At 39.9% G+C, this 18,116-nt stretch carries 17 protein-coding genes and 1 riboswitch; of the genes, 10 read left to right on the top strand and 7 right to left on the bottom strand.

The window, feature by feature from the left end; genetic code table 11:
• The first annotated feature begins 194 nt into the window (after window positions 1-194).
• The 7 genes from RH88_RS12105 to RH88_RS12075 all read left to right on the top strand — a co-directional run bounded on the left by RH88_RS12105 (window position 195) and on the right by RH88_RS12075 (window position 9,235).
• The gene (locus RH88_RS12105; protein WP_005596313.1) at window positions 195-2,633 is read left to right on the top strand and encodes a CHASE3 domain-containing protein; all 2,439 of its coding nucleotides are present in this window, start codon (window positions 195-197) and stop codon (window positions 2,631-2,633) included.
• Between the two features lie 187 nt (window positions 2,634-2,820).
• Window positions 2,821-2,993: riboswitch (Lysine riboswitch) on the top strand.
• 87 nt (window positions 2,994-3,080) lie between these two features.
• A complete protein-coding gene (locus tag RH88_RS12100) occupies window positions 3,081-4,661 on the top strand; it encodes a Na+/H+ antiporter NhaC family protein (RefSeq protein ID WP_005596311.1) in 1,581 nt (526 codons plus the stop codon).
• A 336-nt stretch (window positions 4,662-4,997) separates the two neighbouring features.
• Window positions 4,998-5,537 (top strand): NUDIX domain-containing protein, encoded by a 540-nt coding sequence (locus RH88_RS12095; protein ID WP_005596309.1) that lies wholly within the window; start codon window positions 4,998-5,000, stop codon window positions 5,535-5,537.
• 150 nt (window positions 5,538-5,687) lie between these two features.
• Window positions 5,688-6,716: a metal-dependent hydrolase gene (locus tag RH88_RS12090; protein WP_005596307.1), complete on the top strand. Its 1,029-nt coding sequence runs from the start codon at window positions 5,688-5,690 to the stop codon at window positions 6,714-6,716.
• A 263-nt stretch (window positions 6,717-6,979) separates the two neighbouring features.
• On the top strand, window positions 6,980-7,534 hold the full coding sequence (locus RH88_RS12085; protein ID WP_005596305.1) for a hypothetical protein: 555 nt from the start codon (window positions 6,980-6,982) through the stop codon (window positions 7,532-7,534).
• Window positions 7,531-7,881 (top strand): hypothetical protein, encoded by a 351-nt coding sequence (locus RH88_RS12080; RefSeq protein WP_005596304.1) that lies wholly within the window; start codon window positions 7,531-7,533, stop codon window positions 7,879-7,881. The genes RH88_RS12085 and RH88_RS12080 overlap by 4 nt, the downstream gene beginning before the upstream one ends.
• A 1,072-nt stretch (window positions 7,882-8,953) precedes the next feature.
• On the top strand, window positions 8,954-9,235 hold the full coding sequence (locus RH88_RS12075) for a hypothetical protein (RefSeq protein ID WP_005596301.1): 282 nt from the start codon (window positions 8,954-8,956) through the stop codon (window positions 9,233-9,235).
• Between the two features lie 18 nt (window positions 9,236-9,253).
• On the opposite strand, the gene RH88_RS12070 is transcribed toward RH88_RS12075, so the two are convergent.
• Window positions 9,254-9,544 (bottom strand): HNH endonuclease, encoded by a 291-nt coding sequence (locus RH88_RS12070; RefSeq protein WP_050798508.1) that lies wholly within the window; start codon window positions 9,542-9,544, stop codon window positions 9,254-9,256.
• A gap of 198 nt (window positions 9,545-9,742) precedes the next feature.
• Between RH88_RS12070 and RH88_RS12065 the strand changes: the two genes are divergently transcribed.
• The gene (locus tag RH88_RS12065) at window positions 9,743-10,543 is read left to right on the top strand and encodes a hypothetical protein (RefSeq protein WP_040757951.1); all 801 of its coding nucleotides are present in this window, start codon (window positions 9,743-9,745) and stop codon (window positions 10,541-10,543) included.
• Window positions 10,544-10,627: 84 nt separating this feature from the next.
• Here RH88_RS12065 and RH88_RS12060 read toward each other — a convergent pair whose 3' ends face one another.
• Window positions 10,628-11,026 (bottom strand): hypothetical protein, encoded by a 399-nt coding sequence (locus RH88_RS12060; RefSeq protein ID WP_005596298.1) that lies wholly within the window; start codon window positions 11,024-11,026, stop codon window positions 10,628-10,630.
• 634 nt (window positions 11,027-11,660) lie between these two features.
• Here RH88_RS12060 and RH88_RS12055 point away from each other — a divergent pair.
• Window positions 11,661-11,951 (top strand): hypothetical protein, encoded by a 291-nt coding sequence (locus tag RH88_RS12055; RefSeq protein ID WP_005596297.1) that lies wholly within the window; start codon window positions 11,661-11,663, stop codon window positions 11,949-11,951.
• 115 nt (window positions 11,952-12,066) lie between these two features.
• On the opposite strand, the gene RH88_RS12050 is transcribed toward RH88_RS12055, so the two are convergent.
• The gene (locus RH88_RS12050; protein WP_005596296.1) at window positions 12,067-12,987 is read right to left on the bottom strand and encodes an IS5 family transposase; all 921 of its coding nucleotides are present in this window, start codon (window positions 12,985-12,987) and stop codon (window positions 12,067-12,069) included.
• A 313-nt stretch (window positions 12,988-13,300) separates the two neighbouring features.
• Between RH88_RS12050 and RH88_RS22740 the strand changes: the two genes are divergently transcribed.
• Window positions 13,301-13,927 (top strand): hypothetical protein, encoded by a 627-nt coding sequence (locus tag RH88_RS22740; protein WP_005596293.1) that lies wholly within the window; start codon window positions 13,301-13,303, stop codon window positions 13,925-13,927.
• Window positions 13,928-14,150: 223 nt separating this feature from the next.
• On the opposite strand, the gene RH88_RS12040 is transcribed toward RH88_RS22740, so the two are convergent.
• The 4 genes from RH88_RS12040 to RH88_RS12025 form a co-directional block, all read right to left on the bottom strand.
• Window positions 14,151-14,741 (bottom strand): hypothetical protein, encoded by a 591-nt coding sequence (locus RH88_RS12040; protein WP_005596291.1) that lies wholly within the window; start codon window positions 14,739-14,741, stop codon window positions 14,151-14,153.
• 427 nt (window positions 14,742-15,168) lie between these two features.
• The gene (locus RH88_RS12035; protein WP_005596288.1) at window positions 15,169-16,443 is read right to left on the bottom strand and encodes a tyrosine-type recombinase/integrase; all 1,275 of its coding nucleotides are present in this window, start codon (window positions 16,441-16,443) and stop codon (window positions 15,169-15,171) included.
• Window positions 16,444-16,724: 281 nt separating this feature from the next.
• Window positions 16,725-17,807 (bottom strand): methyl-accepting chemotaxis protein, encoded by a 1,083-nt coding sequence (locus RH88_RS12030; protein ID WP_005596286.1) that lies wholly within the window; start codon window positions 17,805-17,807, stop codon window positions 16,725-16,727.
• 60 nt (window positions 17,808-17,867) lie between these two features.
• The coding region (locus RH88_RS12025; RefSeq protein WP_005596284.1) for an EAL domain-containing protein at window positions 17,868-18,116 on the bottom strand (249 nt) is incomplete at its 5' end.

Below are 18,116 nucleotides of genomic sequence, written 5' to 3'. Positions count from 1 at the left end.
CTAACTTTATAGCGGGCTTTTCTTTTGTTCCTGCATCAACATTGGTGATGCCTGCCAAAGGGGATCACTAACCATAGAGATCGGCACTCTGTTTAATTTTTTCTCCCCCCAACGACGCTAAATAGAATGAATTTCAACAAAACTATATATTTATCCTACAATTCTGATGAGCCTGCCTTACACATGGAGAGAGTATGCGGTTTTCACGTTGGTTTGATAATCTAACCATCCAGAAAAGATTACTAGCGAGTCTATCTTTTCCTGTTTTACTCATGGTTTTGGTCTCCATCACCGTATACAACAACACTAACTCAATGGTTGAGGATCAACGCTGGGTTAATCATACCCATACCGCAATAACGCGGGCTCATGAACTGTTAAATCTGATCATTGACATGGAGACTGGTCAAAGAGGTTATCTGATTACCGGAAATGATGACTTTTTAGCCCCCTATAAGGATGCCCGTAAGGTTTGGGATTCAAAATGGCAAACCCTTTCACAGCAAGTCTCTGATAATCCATTACAAGTTGAACGCCTAAAGGCTATTAATGAATTGTACCGCCAATGGCTAACAATGGCTGGTGAAGCGGAAATCAATCAACGTCGCCTTGTCAGTGAACAGCAAGCGTCAATGCAAAGTGTCATTGATTTGATTCAAAGCAAAACCGGCAAGCATCTAGTGGATACTATTCGTGAAAAAATTGACCAATTTATTTCCACAGAAAAACAACTCAATACGATTCGAACCACCAAATCGGAAGAATCCGCTCACAAGACCTGCTTAACACTGGTTATCGGCACCTTTTTATCGGCAGGCGTTTCAATCATCGTGGCTATTTTGGTCGCTTCTCGTATAAAGCGACGCATTAATCGACTCGTCGATGCGACGCAACAAGTCTCTCTCGGCAATCTGGATAAAGGTGCCTCAATGCTCGATTTGGTTGAGCAACCAGGTGGAATCGATGAAATATCTCAGCTAAGTCGCAGCTTTAGACTCATGTCATTAAATTTAGTTAAAAATGATAAAAAGATGCGTGACTACACAGTGAAATTAAAGGAGGAAAGTGAAAAATCGCAAGCCGCAGCTAAAGCTAAAACAGACTTTCTTTCCACAATGAGTCACGAGATACGCACACCAATGAACGGTGTTTTAGGACTCTCTCAAATCATTGCCAATGAGACTAAAGAAACCTCAACCAAGCAGCGCATCGATTTAATTCTCGATTCTGGTCGTCACCTAATGACCTTACTCAATGACATTCTAGATTTTTCCAAAGTGGAAGAAAACAAACTGGAGTTAGAAAACAGCCCTTTCAAGTTAGCACAAATTATCGAACCCGTTCGCAGCACCATTCAACCACTTGTTGATGAAAAAAATATCACCTTATTAATTCAAAGTAACATAGCCGACGATATCGAATTTATTGGTGATGCAGCGCGACTACGCCAAATCTTATTCAACTTAGTTGGTAATGCAGTCAAATTTACCCTTGTTGGTCATATTTTAATTGAAATCACACACGAGAAAGAAAAAGAACATCTACTCATCTCGATAAAAGATACCGGTATCGGTATTCCACAGCACTTACAAAGATCAATCTTCAACCCTTTCGAGCAGGCTGATACCTCAACGACACGTAAGTTTGGCGGTACAGGCCTTGGACTAGCGATTGTAAAACAACTGATTGACTTGATGGGCGGTAGCATTACCGTAAACAGTATTGAAGGAAGTGGTACTCAATTCTGTATTGATTTACCTCTCCAGTGGCGCCAACAACAAGCGCCAACAAAACAGGTCGAACAACCTGCTATTAACCACTTAAATGAAATCAGCGGACATATTTTGCTGGTCGAAGATCATCACGTAAACGCAGTCGTCGCAAAAGGCTTTTGTGAAGCACTCGGTTTTACCGTCGACATTGCGGATAACGGCCTAATAGCAATACAGAAAGCTAAAGAAAATCACTATGACATCATTCTAATGGATAACCATATGCCCGAGATGAATGGCGTCGATGCGACGCGCTTTATTCGCGATACATTAGGCATAAAAACGCTATTGTTCGCTTATACCGCGGATGTCTTTAGTGAGACACACGATGATTTTATCAAAGCGGGTGCCGATCATGTATTAACTAAGCCGTTGCGCCAGCAAAACTTTATCGATGCACTAGCGCTATTTGGCTACCGCTTACCCAATCAAAATAAAGACTATCAGACAGAGAGCCACCTAGGTCAGGACCAACTTCAGCACCATACAATTGAGAAACTGAGCCTTGTAGAAGAAGAATTAAGCCACTCAGAAGTGATTCACTCTCTTTCACAAAGTCCCGACGCCTTGGCGAATTTACTCAAAGGGCTCGTAAATGAATTTAAGACATCAATAGATGATCTGATTACTTTCTTTACCGCCAAAGACTTAACATCACTCAAGACCACCTTACATGCCACCAAAGGGATTGCACTGAGTTTTGATTTACCCACTTTGGCCAATCAGGCACGGGAAATTGAAGAACAAGTAAAGCAGAGTAAGACACCTAGACCTGAACAATTACAAAGGCTTATCAACCGCATACAACTGAATGAACACCAAGCTCAAAAATTGATCATTCAATATGCCGAACAAACATAGAAGAAGATTAAGAAGCATCATAAGTATTCTTGTCGACTAAAATAAAGCTCACCAGTACGAACTTGAAGAGAGCACCAAACCGTCTTTCTATGCTGAGTTCAGTAATCGGTTCTTTCGGTTGTTGTATATCAGCAGTACATAATGCTTGTTTTGCGCCACTTGGCTGCTATGATGTCGCGGTAAACCCTTAATCAGTAGAGGCGCGCTGCCTATCAGTACCCGTGCGGAGGATGATCCCGATGATGCCGGAGAAAGGAGTCAGCGCCGAAGTGACTGCAGTTATCACGCTCAGTTGCTGGGTCTGTGTCGAATAGGCACAGAACTGCCATAGTATTTTTCCTATGGAGCGCTACCTGAAGGGGTAACAAGTCTTTGTCATTCCTTCTGACGTCTTCGTTACACCTCTTTTCGGTAGATCTCCACCTTGTTGTTGTAGGTGTTGAGATTATGAACCTCATAAATTATTCAGACTCTTTGTTGTCTATTGTGCCGCCAGTTTTAGCGGTCATTTTGGCGGTGACGACACGTCGCGTATTGCTGTCACTCGGTGCCGGCATCACGGCGGGTGCACTGATGTTAAACCAGTATTCCCCACTTGAAACCGCGCATTACTTGTTCGATAAGGTGCTCAACCTCGTTTGGGCCGACGGGGCATTGAACGGCGAAAACGCCAACATGATCATCTTCATGTTGTTGTTAGGGGCATTGATCAGCTTGATGAGCGTATCTGGTGCGACTCAAGCCTTCGCAGACTGGGCAGCGGTTCGCTGTAAAGATCGCCGCAGTGCAAAATCTCTAACCGGTTTGATGGTGTTCATCTTCTTTATTGATGACTTTTTTCACAGCCTTTCTGTGGGTGCGATTTGTCGCCCTGTAACCGACCGTTTCCAAATCTCACGAGCCAAACTGGCTTACCTGCTTGACTCAACCGCTGCGCCAGTATGTGTTTTGATGCCGATTTCTTCATGGGGCGCTTACATCATCGCGCTGATCGGCGGCATCATGGCGGCACATAGCGTGACCGACCAAAGCCCAATTTCAGCCTTCGTAGAAATGATCCCAATGAACCTCTACGCGGTGTTTACTTTAGTGATGGTACTGTGCGTCATTGCATTTCAGCTAGACATTGGCCCAATGCGCAAGCATGAAGAATGGGCATTAGAAGGTAAATTATGGGATGAATCTCGCGGTCGCCCAACCGGTCTAGACATTGAAACACCTGAAAACAGCAACGGCGGCATGATCGATATGGTTCTGCCGATCCTAACCCTCACATTGGCGACTGTGTACTTCATGATCGACTCAGGAGCGGCAATACTGACAGAGAAAGGCCTGCCATTTAGCGTAATCGGCTCATTTGAGAACACCAATGTCGGTTCTTCTCTGGTTTATGGTGCGATGTGTAGCTTAGTCGTTTCTATCGCTCTCGCATTGCGCTTGAAACTCAGTGCAAAAACGTGGCTACAAGCTGCGCCTCAAGGCATCAGTGCCATGATGCCAGCGATTGTGATTCTGTTCTTTGCATGGACAATCGGTGCGGTGGTACGTGACATGAAAACCGGTATGTACCTTGCCTCTATGGCAAACGGTAATATCCCGGTTGAAATGCTACCAGCCGTCGTGTTTGTCCTATCTTGTGCAATGGCTTTTGCAACAGGCACCAGTTGGGGCACATTTGGCATCATGCTGCCATTGGCGGGTGATATTGCCGCTGCCAGTGACATCCAAATGCTATTGCCGATGCTCGCTGCTGTATTAGCCGGCGCCGTATTTGGTGACCACAGCTCTCCTATCTCAAGCACCAGTATATTGTCAGCCACTGGCGCAGGCTGCCACCATATGGATCACGTCCTAACTCAGCTACCATATGCGACTTCAGTGGCCTTCGGCGCCCTACTGGGTTACATCGCGATTGGCTACACACATTCTGCATGGATTGGGGTTGCAGTGAGTGGCGCTTGGTTCTTAATATTCTGCTTGTATGCGATGCGTAAAAATCAACCCATTATGACAGCCGCCAAAGCGTAATCGCTTAACACTGCACACCGGTTGTTTTGAATATAATTACTTTAGAGATAAAAAAACATCAAGCGCCATCAGGCGCTTGATGTTTATCCAAGAGACTAAATGCGACAGCGCTGTAGTGGCTTTCTTCCACCACTAAAACAACACACAAAATAGCGATTTAATGACAGTGAATAAGCTGCCTGCCCTATAGGTCGTCAATGCCGAGCTTCACCACATCTGAGACTAAGTGGCAAAACAAGATCACAAATTAACACTCAGATTGAAAATAGCCTTTATCCCCAAATTCAATAATATGGTTTACTACCAAGCCCATTAAAGACAACCGCTGGACGCCCTATGCCACCGATCAAACAACTTTCATCCACCGTCGTTTACCAAAATAACTGGATGTCCGTGAGAGAAGATAAAATTGAACGCGCAAGTGGCAAGCAAGGCATTTATGGCGTGGTCGACAAGCCTGATTGCGCTGCCATTATCGCCATTGATAATGGCAAGATTCATCTGGTTAACCAATATCGCTATACCGTGCAAGGCAACTACTGGGAACTGCCTCAAGGTGCATGGGAAACAAATCCAAATGCCGATCATCTTGAACTCGCCAAGGGCGAACTTAGAGAAGAGACCGGGCTAATCGCCAACACGATGGTTTACCTAGGCTCGCAATTCATCGCCTATGGCTTTCTTAATCAAACCTGTCATATTTACCTCGCCACTGAACTGACCCAATCTAACACTCAACTTGATCAAGAAGAGGAAGATCTCATCAGCCAAGCATTTGAGATTAACCAGTTTGAACAGATGCTAATTAACGGCGAAATCAAAGACTGTGTGACTACCGCCGCTTACGGTTTAGCAAAACTGAAAGGACTGGTTTAATACCATTTCAATACGATTAAATTGGTTCATTGTTCTCCCAACGTAAAATCAGGTAAAGATAACAGGCTTCTTTGCTCGACAGATTGACGAGCACAACCTGCCACCTTATTTTTACTTTTTGTGTAGAAAACGATTAAGAGAAGACCACGCATGGATTCGATAACCCAAGCCGCACTTGGCGCAACCGTTGCTGGCGCGATTGCAGGCAAAAAATGCAATGCCAAAGTATTACTTGCGGGTGCAGCGCTTGGCACATTGCCAGATTTAGATGTACTACTCGATTATGGCGATGCGATCAGTAATACCATTAAACATCGTGGTTTTAGCCATTCACTACTGCTCCTTCCCCCTTTTGGGTTACTGCTTGCGTGGTTCTACACTCGCCTACGCCCCGACCGTTTTTGGACCTTCACTCGAGTCTCAATACTGACCATCAGTGTGCTGGTAACCCATACACTGCTTGATGCGATGACAACCTACGGCACGCAACTACTGTGGCCAATCGAAGGCTATTTTGAAGTCAGCAATATCTTTATTATTGACCCTATTTATACCTTGCCATTAATTGCCGCTATTATCGTTGCGCTACTAACAAAAACTCAAGGTGGCAAATGGTGCCAAGCCGTTGTGTTGATCTCTACTCTTTATCTGGGTTGGGGCTATGTCGCCCAGCAAAATATTAACGATCGAGTAGAACAAAACCTATCCGCACAAAACATTCCCGCAGATCATGTTCTTATAATGCCTACACCCTTTAATACCGTGTTATGGCGAGTAATTGTGCGTGACGGTGACCAGTACTGGGAAGGCTTAGCCTCGCTGTTAGACCACGACCAAAATATCGATTTTATCTCTCGACCTCTGGGAGTTTGGCCATTGGAAGAAAAGCCACCAACGCTGCAAGGCCTAAAAGCGTTTTCGCATAATTTCCTCAACTATCGAGAAGAAAATGGCAAACTAATAGTGACAGATTTACGTCTTGGTATGGCGAACAACCTCGCGTTCCAATTTGTTTTAGCGACCATGGATGATGAGGGGCAATGGCAATTGCTCGAATCCCCTACCCGTCATCCAAGCGAAAGAGGCTTACAGCAGTTAGAAACTCTGTGGCAGCGCCTTAAAGGCGATCAAAACATTGATGCCAACCTGCAACGCATTGATCTTAGTTACAGTCGGTAATATCGCTGAGGGTTATTTATCGTTTCCAGCAGCTCGCTGGGAAATAACGAGTACACCTACGTTTTGGATAGTTCTAGTAACGAAAACGACAACTTTCCGTATTGATAGATTCGCGCAACAAAAGAGCAGGGTTCAGAAATGAGAAAACCCTGCATTTCTGCACGGTCAGATAACAATAAACATCATGTTTTTAAAACGAAACAACAAGGCTAGCCTAAAACCGTAATTTACCGCGGCCCGGTTATCCCTGCATTGGAGACAAAATGAATTATTATTTGATTTTCGGGCGCTTGCAGAAAAATGAAGCTTCTTTTAAAGAGCTAGAGCCTAAAAAACTTAATTTTCCTCATCCGGCCTATGCATTGCATCAGAAGCGTTCATTAATTCAAGTAAAGGAGAATTATGATGAGCGGGGTATGTCTGATTTTCTAAAGAAAGGAATAGGCTTACTCGCGAGTTCTAAAGTACAGCAAATATTCTTTAAGCATGGCTTTACAGGGTTACAATTTTTACCTGTGTATGTGAAGAATGAAAAGGATTTCATAGATTATGCCTTTATAAACCCTATTGCCCATTATGATCTTCTAGACCCAATAGCATCAGAAGCAGAGAATTTCACTGATTCCCTTGGTGGGTTTTCTTTTGTATTTGACCAAATCATCGATCGTAGGAAATTTGACGCCACTAAAATCGAGCACGACTGCTTCACACTATCGACCTACAAGTCTAATTACTATGTGAGTGAGCCAGTCAAACTCGCCCTTGAAGCCGCTGGCGTTACAGGCATAACCTTTATACCAATGGAGTTTTCATCATGATCCAGCAAATCTATAAACAACATGGATTATTGGCTAGCAAACCCAATACGTCCATTTTCCCGATGATGAGTGACTTAGTATTGGTGTTTTTCCCTACTCCAGGGATATTTGTGCGTGACAACCTTGTGGTTCCTGAGCCATTTAATGCCCTGCCTGTAAACTATTACAATGAAAAGAGCGCCATATTTGACAACATGTACGTATTCATTCCTGCTGTTAAGCTAGAGCACTATAAAGGTACTGGCTTAGCTTACTCTGACAGTACGCTGCATTTTGAACCTGAGTTTATTGAAGCGCTGGCTCAACAATCCCCAAGCATTATCGAGCACTCTCACAGTTTGAAGTAAGTCGCCCCATTACATCCGGCATCATTCTATTGCCGGATGTTTTACAGAGTCATTGAATTTGCAAATGCCATTGGCTTCACTGCTTAGTGGCGCTGAGTCAATACGTCGTAACGACGTCTGTAGCCATTAGAGAGCGTATCTAGTAACTCTCTACACACTTTCTTCGCTTACACTGTCACCTTGGCTACCCATTGATAAGGCTGACAACGTTTTTTCGCGTCGCTCTAATGAACCCTTCCTAGGGCTTTTTGCTATCTATCTCAAAATCCAAATAGCAAAAAGCCCGCTAATTTCTTAGCAGGCTTCTTTAAATGTGGCGGAGAGATAGGGATTTGAACACCATCCCCAGCTCATAAACCTGCATTAAGCTGATTTATATCAATGAGTTAAAACTACAGCATTGAGAGATCTTTGTCCAATTGAAAATGCTGATTGGAAACTTGATAGTCAAGCGGCTTTGGATCAAGGTTATCGAACCAGATATGCGCCAGTGAGGCTCTTCAGTACCGTTCAGGAGTGAGTATCTTAAATAAATTAACTAACCCATTGAAAAAAGTCAAAAAAATGCATTGACATTAAAGTTTTACCGTTGTAAAACTAGTTGCATTAGCTGATTCAGTGAACCCATTCGGGGCCATGTCAGCATTCTTAACAAGCTTTAGCAACAAAGTGGCTACTTTGTGTATGGCTGGAAGCCTTAATTAATTAATAAATAAATTGTAAACACGATGGTGTCTGAGTTTTCTCAGGCAATGATTTTATTTATTTGATTAGTTGAGGTTCTTCATGAAGAAATATTACTCCTGTTTTAAACGAAAACACTCCAAAGAAACACTGTATTCTCTGGTGACCCCCTTATTTTCGGCTAGCGAAAAGTCTGTTTCCAATACCGAAAAAATTACCTTTAATGCACTTTTTCAACAGCATGAAGTAAGAGTCTTATTACTCAGCAAAGTATCGTTTAGAACACTATTTGCATATTAGCATTCCGTTATCAACTTTCGTAACGGGTGCTCAAACCAACATTCGTTACGATAATTCAACTCATAAACCTACATTTAAGGTGATAGATATGAATGTATTGTATTTTCCTAACAATAACCGTCTACCAAATTATCATGACTTCAAAGACGTAAAATCAATCGCATTTTCTGAGATAATAAAAACAACCATACAGATTCATGGTCAGATTCCGAATGAAGATGCTGTATTAAAACAAGTCAATACTCAAGCTGAAGCTTTCAAAAATGATTTTCTTAACAGTCAACTTGATAAGGCAGAGTTCATCGAAAGAATCATTCAAAGCGTTATGAACAGGATCAACTCCGAAGCGCTTGGGTTGAGTGATTTTTAGCGATCCCCACCTTACTACCTAAGCAATTAGGGCTTTCAAAGATTCTAATGTCATGCCATGCTCTCGATGAATCATGGCATGACAATTAGCACAAAGTGGTAGTAAATCTGCAACAGGATCTACCACATATTCAACACATATTTGGTGAATTGGCTTTAAATGATGTACTTCAATAAACCCTCCCCCAAGTGCTCCATATTTCTTACCAAAGTCAAACCCGCACGCTTGGCAAGTATGACCATAGTGCTTAATGCATGCACTCCTTGCTTTTCGATCCCTTTCATACTTATTGACCGTAATTGTAGTCACGGAACCTTATAAAAAACTTACTTTGTTTTCTTCCTTCGCATTCAATGAATGTGTTACAAACTCTGAATTTTGTAAAAGGTAAGTAATTTTTAGGGTTTTGTTGTGGTTATGTTAATCTTAAGTTCGTATATTGAGTGGTTGACAGAAGGTTGATTTTGCCATATAAACGCCATCCTTTTTATTTATATCATTTAGATTATGAACGATTCTCGCAATTTAAGCACTAGCAAAACACATTTAAAGAAAGTGCTAGGATGGCTTGCTATTGGTACATTTTGTGTAGTCATTACTTCAATTTATGGTGGCGGCTTAAAAAATAACATCAGTTTATTTTTACTCATCGGTGTTTCAACAGTAATTTCGTTATTATTACCACTCCCAATAATTATAATTTCTTGGCTATTTCAATCGAAACGAAACATCATAAGCACTGCAAAGACTTTTTGCAGAGTACAAATGGTAATTCTTACGTTGGTGATCGTTGGTTCAAGTTCTATTATGATTAACAAATATAACAGATCTCAAGCCGAAAGGTTACTGCTGCAAACACATAAAACTCAGTCAACTCCTGAAGCCAAAAAAGCTATCGAGAATGATGTAACGGTAATTCATTCAAAAGAACTAGACGAAGAACTACATGGAATTGAAGTCGATATGAATATTGTGGATGCGTTGGAGAAGTCCTATCATGATAGCGTTAACAAAATACTTGAGGCACAATTCAAGAATGATGGCTATTCTACAAAAGCACTTCCTCAATTAACTGGTCGCAAAGTGTCAATGTTCAATCTATATGAAATTCCAGTTGGTGCGGTTACTGTGACTGAAAAGTCTTTAAGTTCTGACGGATATGTTCATACAAAAAGGATTTATGCTGTAGGAATTATTGATAGTGCATTACATACTGTTGTATGCCAAACTACAGGTGACATAGAAATATCTTTATTTCAGAATCCGAAGTGTAGAGAAAAACTAGACTCGGTTTTTGGGGCTCTGTAGTATATACCAGGCTGACTTAAAGACTGCTTTTAACTTCATTAAATCCTATATAGTTAGCCCCTCTTATATCTGAGGGGCTTTTAGTTATTTACTTTTAAATTCAATCCAGGCTTGATTAAAGTTCTTGGTTGAAATTAACTTGTTATTAATAAACAAATTATTTTCTTTTTCTAGTAACTCATATACACTTTTATTAGTTTCATCATCATTCGGCTTAATGATTTTTAAATTGGTTTTAGGATCGCAATATATAAAAGAACTGTATAACGACCCATTAATAGGAACCATACCAATAACAGGAGCATCTTGTTCACTCTCGCAAGATTGTCTAAATACAAATATAACATCATCATACCCAGTAACAACCGAAGAATAGTTACTTTCCTTATCTAGAATAGCAATACCATCTTTCGTTGATTGCCATTCTGCAGCAAGTGCAGAATTGGAAAATAAAATCAAAAAAGCTAGAAAATAATTATTCACATTTAAACCTTATATTGTCTAATTACCAAACCTTGCTTTTACACAAAATAGTTCCTGACAGTGTAGCAGCATGGTAAAAATCGTTCACTAAATAAAACACTAATAATACTTTTTTCAAAGATATATTAAGTAGAATAACCTTTCTATCAACAAAATTACATAAATATAATTTTGGGAAGTTGACACTCCTTATCACGATTTTCAGGATAGCTAAATTATATTCTTCCTTTAATTACATGTAAATTACTGTTTTTTTCTAATTAAAAGTAATGCTATTTAGAGAGTTATTGCTGTTTAATTTTTTAATGATGAACTATGGATGATTTTAGACTAGCGAGTATTAGGTCGCTAAACCAGAGTGTGAGCATGCTAATTTTTTTGATCTAATAATGAGCAAAATGCTCTATTTTTAGTCTGGAAACATTGCGTTTCTAGATATCTGACTTAGATTTCGAATATACTCATCTGTTGAGTGAATTTTAGACAAAGTATACTTCCATCTTGGATAGTTAAACTGCAAATTAATTAACGGTACATATTAAATGGGTATGTCAAAAATTAGATTTCTGATGTTATTTTTAGAAAATTGGTGTAAAGTTAACGGGAAAGATATTTTCAATATAGAGTATTAGTAATGATGTATGCAGCAGCAACATTCGGCGCATTTGGTATTATTTGGGTAATTATTGCAGTATGTGTCGCAGACACCAATGCAATTACTCGTTTACCTCTAACATTAACTATTTTAACGATCATGATTCCACTAATGGTTGTTATGTATCCTGTGGCTTTATTATCTCGTTACTACGGTGACAATGAGAAAGCTAATACAACATTCATTAGGTGGACTACTGAATATTTTGTTGGTATTGGTGAGTTAGCAGGTATGGCTAAAGATGCTCAATCTAAAGGTTGGTTTAAGTAACCCATAAGTATGAAAGGGAACTAATAACTGGTTCCTCAGGTAACGTTTCGACCACGAGGAAACGGCTTTGTTTCCTAATTCGAGTTCAGACACAAATCGCCTAGTATGGATAATATTAGGCGATCACTGTCGTTTTAGGCATACCTAGCCCCGTCAGTTTATTTAATGCTTTTATCATGGCGTAAGTTTCACCAACTTGAGCGTTGTAATTTCTTAAGCTTAATGTCCCACCGAGCATTTTCTTTACACGGTACATCGCCGTCTCTGAGAGAGAACGTTTATGGTAACCGTACTTCTTTTTCCAATGCTTATTTGAACCATAGAGCTTCTGGCAACCGACTGCTAGATTGCGGGGGTGACCATGCTCCCAGAAGGCAGCGCCTTCCCTTGGAGAGATCTGCGGGACGGCTCGTTTGATGTGAATAGCTGCATAACACGACCTTGTGTCGTAAGCGCCATCGCCAGATATTTCATTGATTCTTCGGCGGGTCTGTTTGAGTAAGTTTGGAAGTGCTTCTCCGTCGCTTACATTCGATAAACTTAACTCAGCTGCAATGATTTCATGCGTGTTTGTATCGACCGCTAAATGTAGCTTGCGCCAGACTCGACGCTTCCCGTCGGTGCCATGCTTTTTGACTTTCCACTCGCCTTCACCGTAGACCTTTAGCCCTGTAGCATCAATGGCTAGATGCTGGATTGTTCCTCTCGTCTTTGTTTTGAATACAACGTTAACCGTTTTGGCTCGCTTACTAATGCATGAATAATGAGGGCATAACAACGGCAGTTGAGCGAGCTTGAAAATCGAGTTAATGAATCCTTGCAGCCCCCTCAACGGCATTGAAAATACTCGCTTGACCATAAGAGCAGTCGTAATGGCTAAGTCACTAAACAAACGAGGTCTTCCACGGTTACCTTGCTTGAACTGTTTCCAGTGTTGGATTGCATCTTCATCAATCCAAAATGTCAGCAAACCACGATTGATCAAAGCTTGGTTATACTGCTTCCAGTTAGTTGTTTTGTAGCGAGGCTTGGCCATTGATCTAAGTATTTGAGTAAACTTAGCCGATCAGATCGTAAGTTGTTGATTTAGTTCCCTTATTTAGAAAGCAAAGCCCCTAATTTGGTCAAAAATACCCTTTGAAATTAATCTGCAAGTCTATTAGAATCATCATTTAAAAAAAAGAATAAATTTAAAATAGTTATTACGATAATTCTATAGACATAGAATAACGATTAAAAATTTAAATCGATACTTCACTTCATGTTGAAGGTTACATCTAAAACTATAACTTTTCTTCATGATTACAATTTCAACCGCTTGATTACATATCATTAATTTATAACTTAACATGACTAAACTAAAACTTATTTTCTCATTATTTGCACTATTACTTAACGGATGTGCTGTTTTTGATGGTAACGAAATCCCTCATACAAACTTGGATTATCTAAAACAAGATTCTTTTATACCAACTTTGTCCTATAACGTTCACGCAAATACTGACTTGGTGACTCTTAGCGAAAGTTCAGAAACAGTGCATGGGGTTGTTGAAGGTGAACTACTCAACGTCCTAGAAAGTTCTCAATATTTCCGTCGTATATCTAGAGTTGACTCTACTGCGGATATTTTTATGAATATTACCATAACAAATAGTGGAAGTCCCATTGCCGTAATACCTGCATTTATTACGGGAGCAACGTTATATATTATTCCATCATGGGCAACTGATACATTTGAAGTTCAAGCTAATGTAATTTCTAATAATGGACTAAATAAAACTTATAAATTCAAAGACTCAACAATTCTCGTCCAGTGGCTTCCTATGGCTATTTTTTATCCTTTCAATAATTTTGACACGGTGCCAGCCGTCAGAAAAAACATTTACCGCACGCTCCTCAAAGAAATGAAAAATGACGGTTTCTTTGACAGAAAAACTGACGTTATAGAGTGCTCTAAGTCTGGCGAAAAAAGTTAATACAGCCTCATATTTATATTTTACAGTTAACTATCGACAATATTAAAAGGGTGTCATATATAGCACCCTTTTAACTTCAGATCGTTTGTTAACCTTGAATTGTACCTTACACAAAAGTGCTTAAATTAGGTACTATAGGTAAAATTAAAACACAACTCTCTATAATCAATAAATCCCACATATCAATGTGACATTTCCTATTATCGTGTTTTTAGACGTTATTCTAATCCATTTGATATAACTGGATTTTTAACATCGCATCGCTTTTACACTGTTTGATAAAATCATCTTCACTTTCAAAAGCCGCTTTTTGTGCATCTATCGCTCCTTTGTCCATATTTGAATAATAGGCTAGACGATGCGCTTGCTTTAAGGCTGGTGAAGAAATGCATTCTGATACGAATCTTTCGTACATCTTTAGCGCTGTTTCTTTTGGGGTTACACGTTCAGTAACATGCAAAGGTTCATTAACGTTCCCCTTGAGCCTTACGGTGGTTGTACCAACAGCGCTTGCTACTCCATTAGTTTTTAAATATGCATTTCCATCATTACAAATATACAGATGTACCACAGAGTTATTGGAGTATGCTGCACATCCATTTTCGTCTATCATCTTATTACGTATATAGTTGACGTACTCTCCAGTTTTAGCGTTTCGAAAAATAAAAGCAGTCTGATTGTCAGACATTCGCACACTTTCTGTCTCACCATTACTCCAGTAAAACCATCCATTTGGATTTTCTAACTGGTGAGAAGATGAACAAGCCATTAGCAATAAACTCACACTTAGAACAACCAGCGGTTTACATTTCATATAACAACAATTACCTCAAAAAAAGGGGTATATATTCCCATTAAACCACCTTAAAACTCAAGAAAAATCGGTTTCGTATACTACTTTTATAAAAGGACTAAAAAGGACAGTACAGACAAAAAATGCAATGCCAAAGAAATGCTAAAAAGATACTCACCCTTAAGTAACCAAAGTATGGAATGGTGATACGTTCGTTGTAAGTTACCTTATCAGACCTTGCTGTCATTGCGGTTCATTCTACTCTTGAAGAACTATCCACGACATTGAGTCAATGATGACAACCGCCCGAGAACATCAGATATCCGTTGAAGCAACGCCTTACTATCACTGCAAACTGACATTTAGCGATGCTGATACATCATGCTCACCTCGCCAATTATTCTCTTCAAAGGTATCGAAAAGCTGTATTAGTACTTCGGGAGTGTATTTATTCATCTTCATGCTCTCCATCAAAAGTAAACTGATTCACAACTTCAGCAAGTGACTGAAGCGTTGTGCGCTTGCCATAGCGCCCATAAGTCATAGAGGCATGCTGGTGACCAACAATGTCGGCCACCGTTGACTCAGGCGCTCCCTGCTGCTTTAAAATGTCGATAAAGGTATGGCGCAAGGAGTACGCAGTAGGCCGATGCCCTGCCTTGAAACCAATTTGAGTTAATAAAGAGCCAAATTGAGTGCAGTACTGGCGACTCCAATCATCATTAAGTCCAGAAGGCTTATAATCGAAGAGTTGCGTTCTACGTGAGGTTTGCCGTTCATTGACATATTCAATGAACCCCAACTCAATCAGTCTGTGATGTATCGGAACGCGGCGAATTGTATAGCTATTTTTTAGACGCTGATGATTTCCTTTGTCAGTAATAGATAAATGCGGAATGTGAACGTTAGTCAGAACGTCTTGAGTGCGTAACTGGCATGCTTCACTGGGACGCAGGCCTTGATAAGTTAAGAGCAATGTTACCCATTGGAATCGCCTGTCGATGCATTGGAAAGCATCCGACCTTACCAGATGATTAAGCTGTGCAATCGTCCAGCGAGAGCGTTGCTCACTCGCCTTTTTACCTTGTTTAAACCTAGGGCTAATATCAGCGGCGGCATTACGCTCAATGAGCCCCATACCAGCGCACCAGCGAAGAAACTGAGTAAGAGCGGCATAGTACTCGCGGCAGCTTTTGGTTGATAACTCAGAGGCGTTTAAATGAGTGACGTATTTCATTAACGTCGCTGTTGTGACTTGCTTTAGCGTTCTTATCCCAGTTCTATCAAAAAATGCCGTCACCCGCTGATTGAGCTGGTGGCAAGTCAATGGTGTGACGCCCTCCTGCTGCTTACTTGTGATGAAGGTATCCAAAGCATCAATCCAATCTTGAGCTTCGCTATCAGTGACTTTTCTATCGGGTAATTTGCACGTTTTCTTATCTGGGAGATTCGAGGGTAATTTCGTAAGACATACGTCTTGATTTCGATGAGCATCCAACAAACTCAAGAGATATCTCTTAAAGTCAACGAAACTGAGTGCAGGACATGCATGAAGTATGAGCTTGATTTGACTGACCAGTTTAAAGCCGTCTATGTGGGCTTGTTGCTTGGTTTTAGTCAGCAAGCTGATTTTGAAGTCAAACGGATAACCGAGAGCTTTAAGGTGTGTTGGCGTGCAGATACGGATGTAATAGACGCCTTGGGGTGATTTGTATAAGTACATTGACTTACCTCATTGGATTGAAGCAAGTTGACACCCGTCAGATACGAAAAAAGCCTTTGAAAATCAAAGGCTTTTTTCTAAGAATTAGTGGCGGAGAGATAGGGATTTGAAAACTATCTACACTGAAACCTATAAAAATCAAAGTCTTTGACTCAATGGAAGTTTTTCCGTTGGAATAGGAAAAGTCACATGCCCTTCAATGAATCACATCTAATTCTATTAGATTGTCCTAGAAATACAATAGTTAGCTAAGTTATATAGATAAAAACTAAGTATGAGTCTTAGCGTTTAGCATTGATTTCCAATTCGAGCTTATCTAAATAACGCATAACCATATCAGCTGCTGACTCCATCTTATGGATATACTCCATTCCTGTTATTTGATCATTATTTGCAAAATAAGATAGTGCTTTTTTACCATAAAGATGGACTTCTTCGTGTGGTTTTTCTAACTGCTTATACGATCTACAGTCGTGGAAATACTGCTTACCTCTACCCTCATAGTACCAACATCCCAAACGACATTGTTTATGATTAGTTAAATTAATGCTATCAAAACAACCATTGTCAATGGCTTGATAGATACTAATCTTCCATACAACATGATCCAATTGAACCAGTCGCAAAAATATAGAACTGTAACTAGTTTCAACTAGAGAGAATAAGTCTTCAGCTTTAATAATGAGCGAACTAACAATTTCCATCAACTCTAATATACTTGCGTGTAGTTTTTTACATTCTTGATCCATTATACGAAAACTACGAGAGGTGGAGCTTGAACTGGTTTTAATCGTTTCAACTACATCATTAATCTGTTTAGCTGACTTAGATGCATTACATGCTAGGGTTCTTATTTCTCCAGCAACAATAGTAAACCCTTTGCCGTGTTCTCCTGCTCGAGCCGCTTCTATTGTAGCGTTCAGTGCCAAAAGATTTGTCTGCTCTGAAATTCTTGTAATGTTGATAACCAACTTATCAATTAACTGAGAGCTAAAATTCAATTCGTCAATAGCAACGTTATTTTCATCTAAATGATTCATAAGTGACTCAATAGAAACATTAAAGCCACTCAATATGTCTAATCCAGATCTACGTTCATTAACGTGATTCTCCAAACAATCTTTGAGTCCATTAGCTGATTGAGCAATGTTATCTCTTATACTATTCAATGACCCCATAGTTCTAATTAAGTTACTAACGATCGATGATTGGATGTAATTTTGATTATTAGATTCTTTCAAAACATAATCACTTTGTTCGATTTCATTTTTCAAACTTAAAATTAACCGATCTTTATCATCTAATAACTGTTTAAGTTCAGACATTTTTAAGTCTGATTCATTTTTATTCAAATAAGAGAACATTACAACTCAACCTTTAATAACCTTAAAAACACATAAATTAAATTCGATTCAAACTCTAAATTACAATGTTGTACAATTTGAGTTTTCTATAAATTCGGAAAATTCTTTTCCTGACAATGGCTTTTCGAAATAAAATCCTTGAGCCATCTTACAACCTAATTCTTTTAATATGTCACACTGCTCTTTGGACTCGACACCTTCAGAAATAATGTCACACCCTAACGAAGAACCCATAGTTATCATCGCCCTTAATATTTCAATGTTCTCAGAAGATAAAAATGAACGATCTATTTTTAGGCTCGCAAACTT

This window comes from Vibrio scophthalmi LMG 19158 (assembly GCF_000222585.1).
Lineage (GTDB): Bacteria > Pseudomonadota > Gammaproteobacteria > Enterobacterales > Vibrionaceae > Vibrio > Vibrio scophthalmi.
This window is presented reverse-complemented; position numbering and strand designations above follow the sequence as displayed.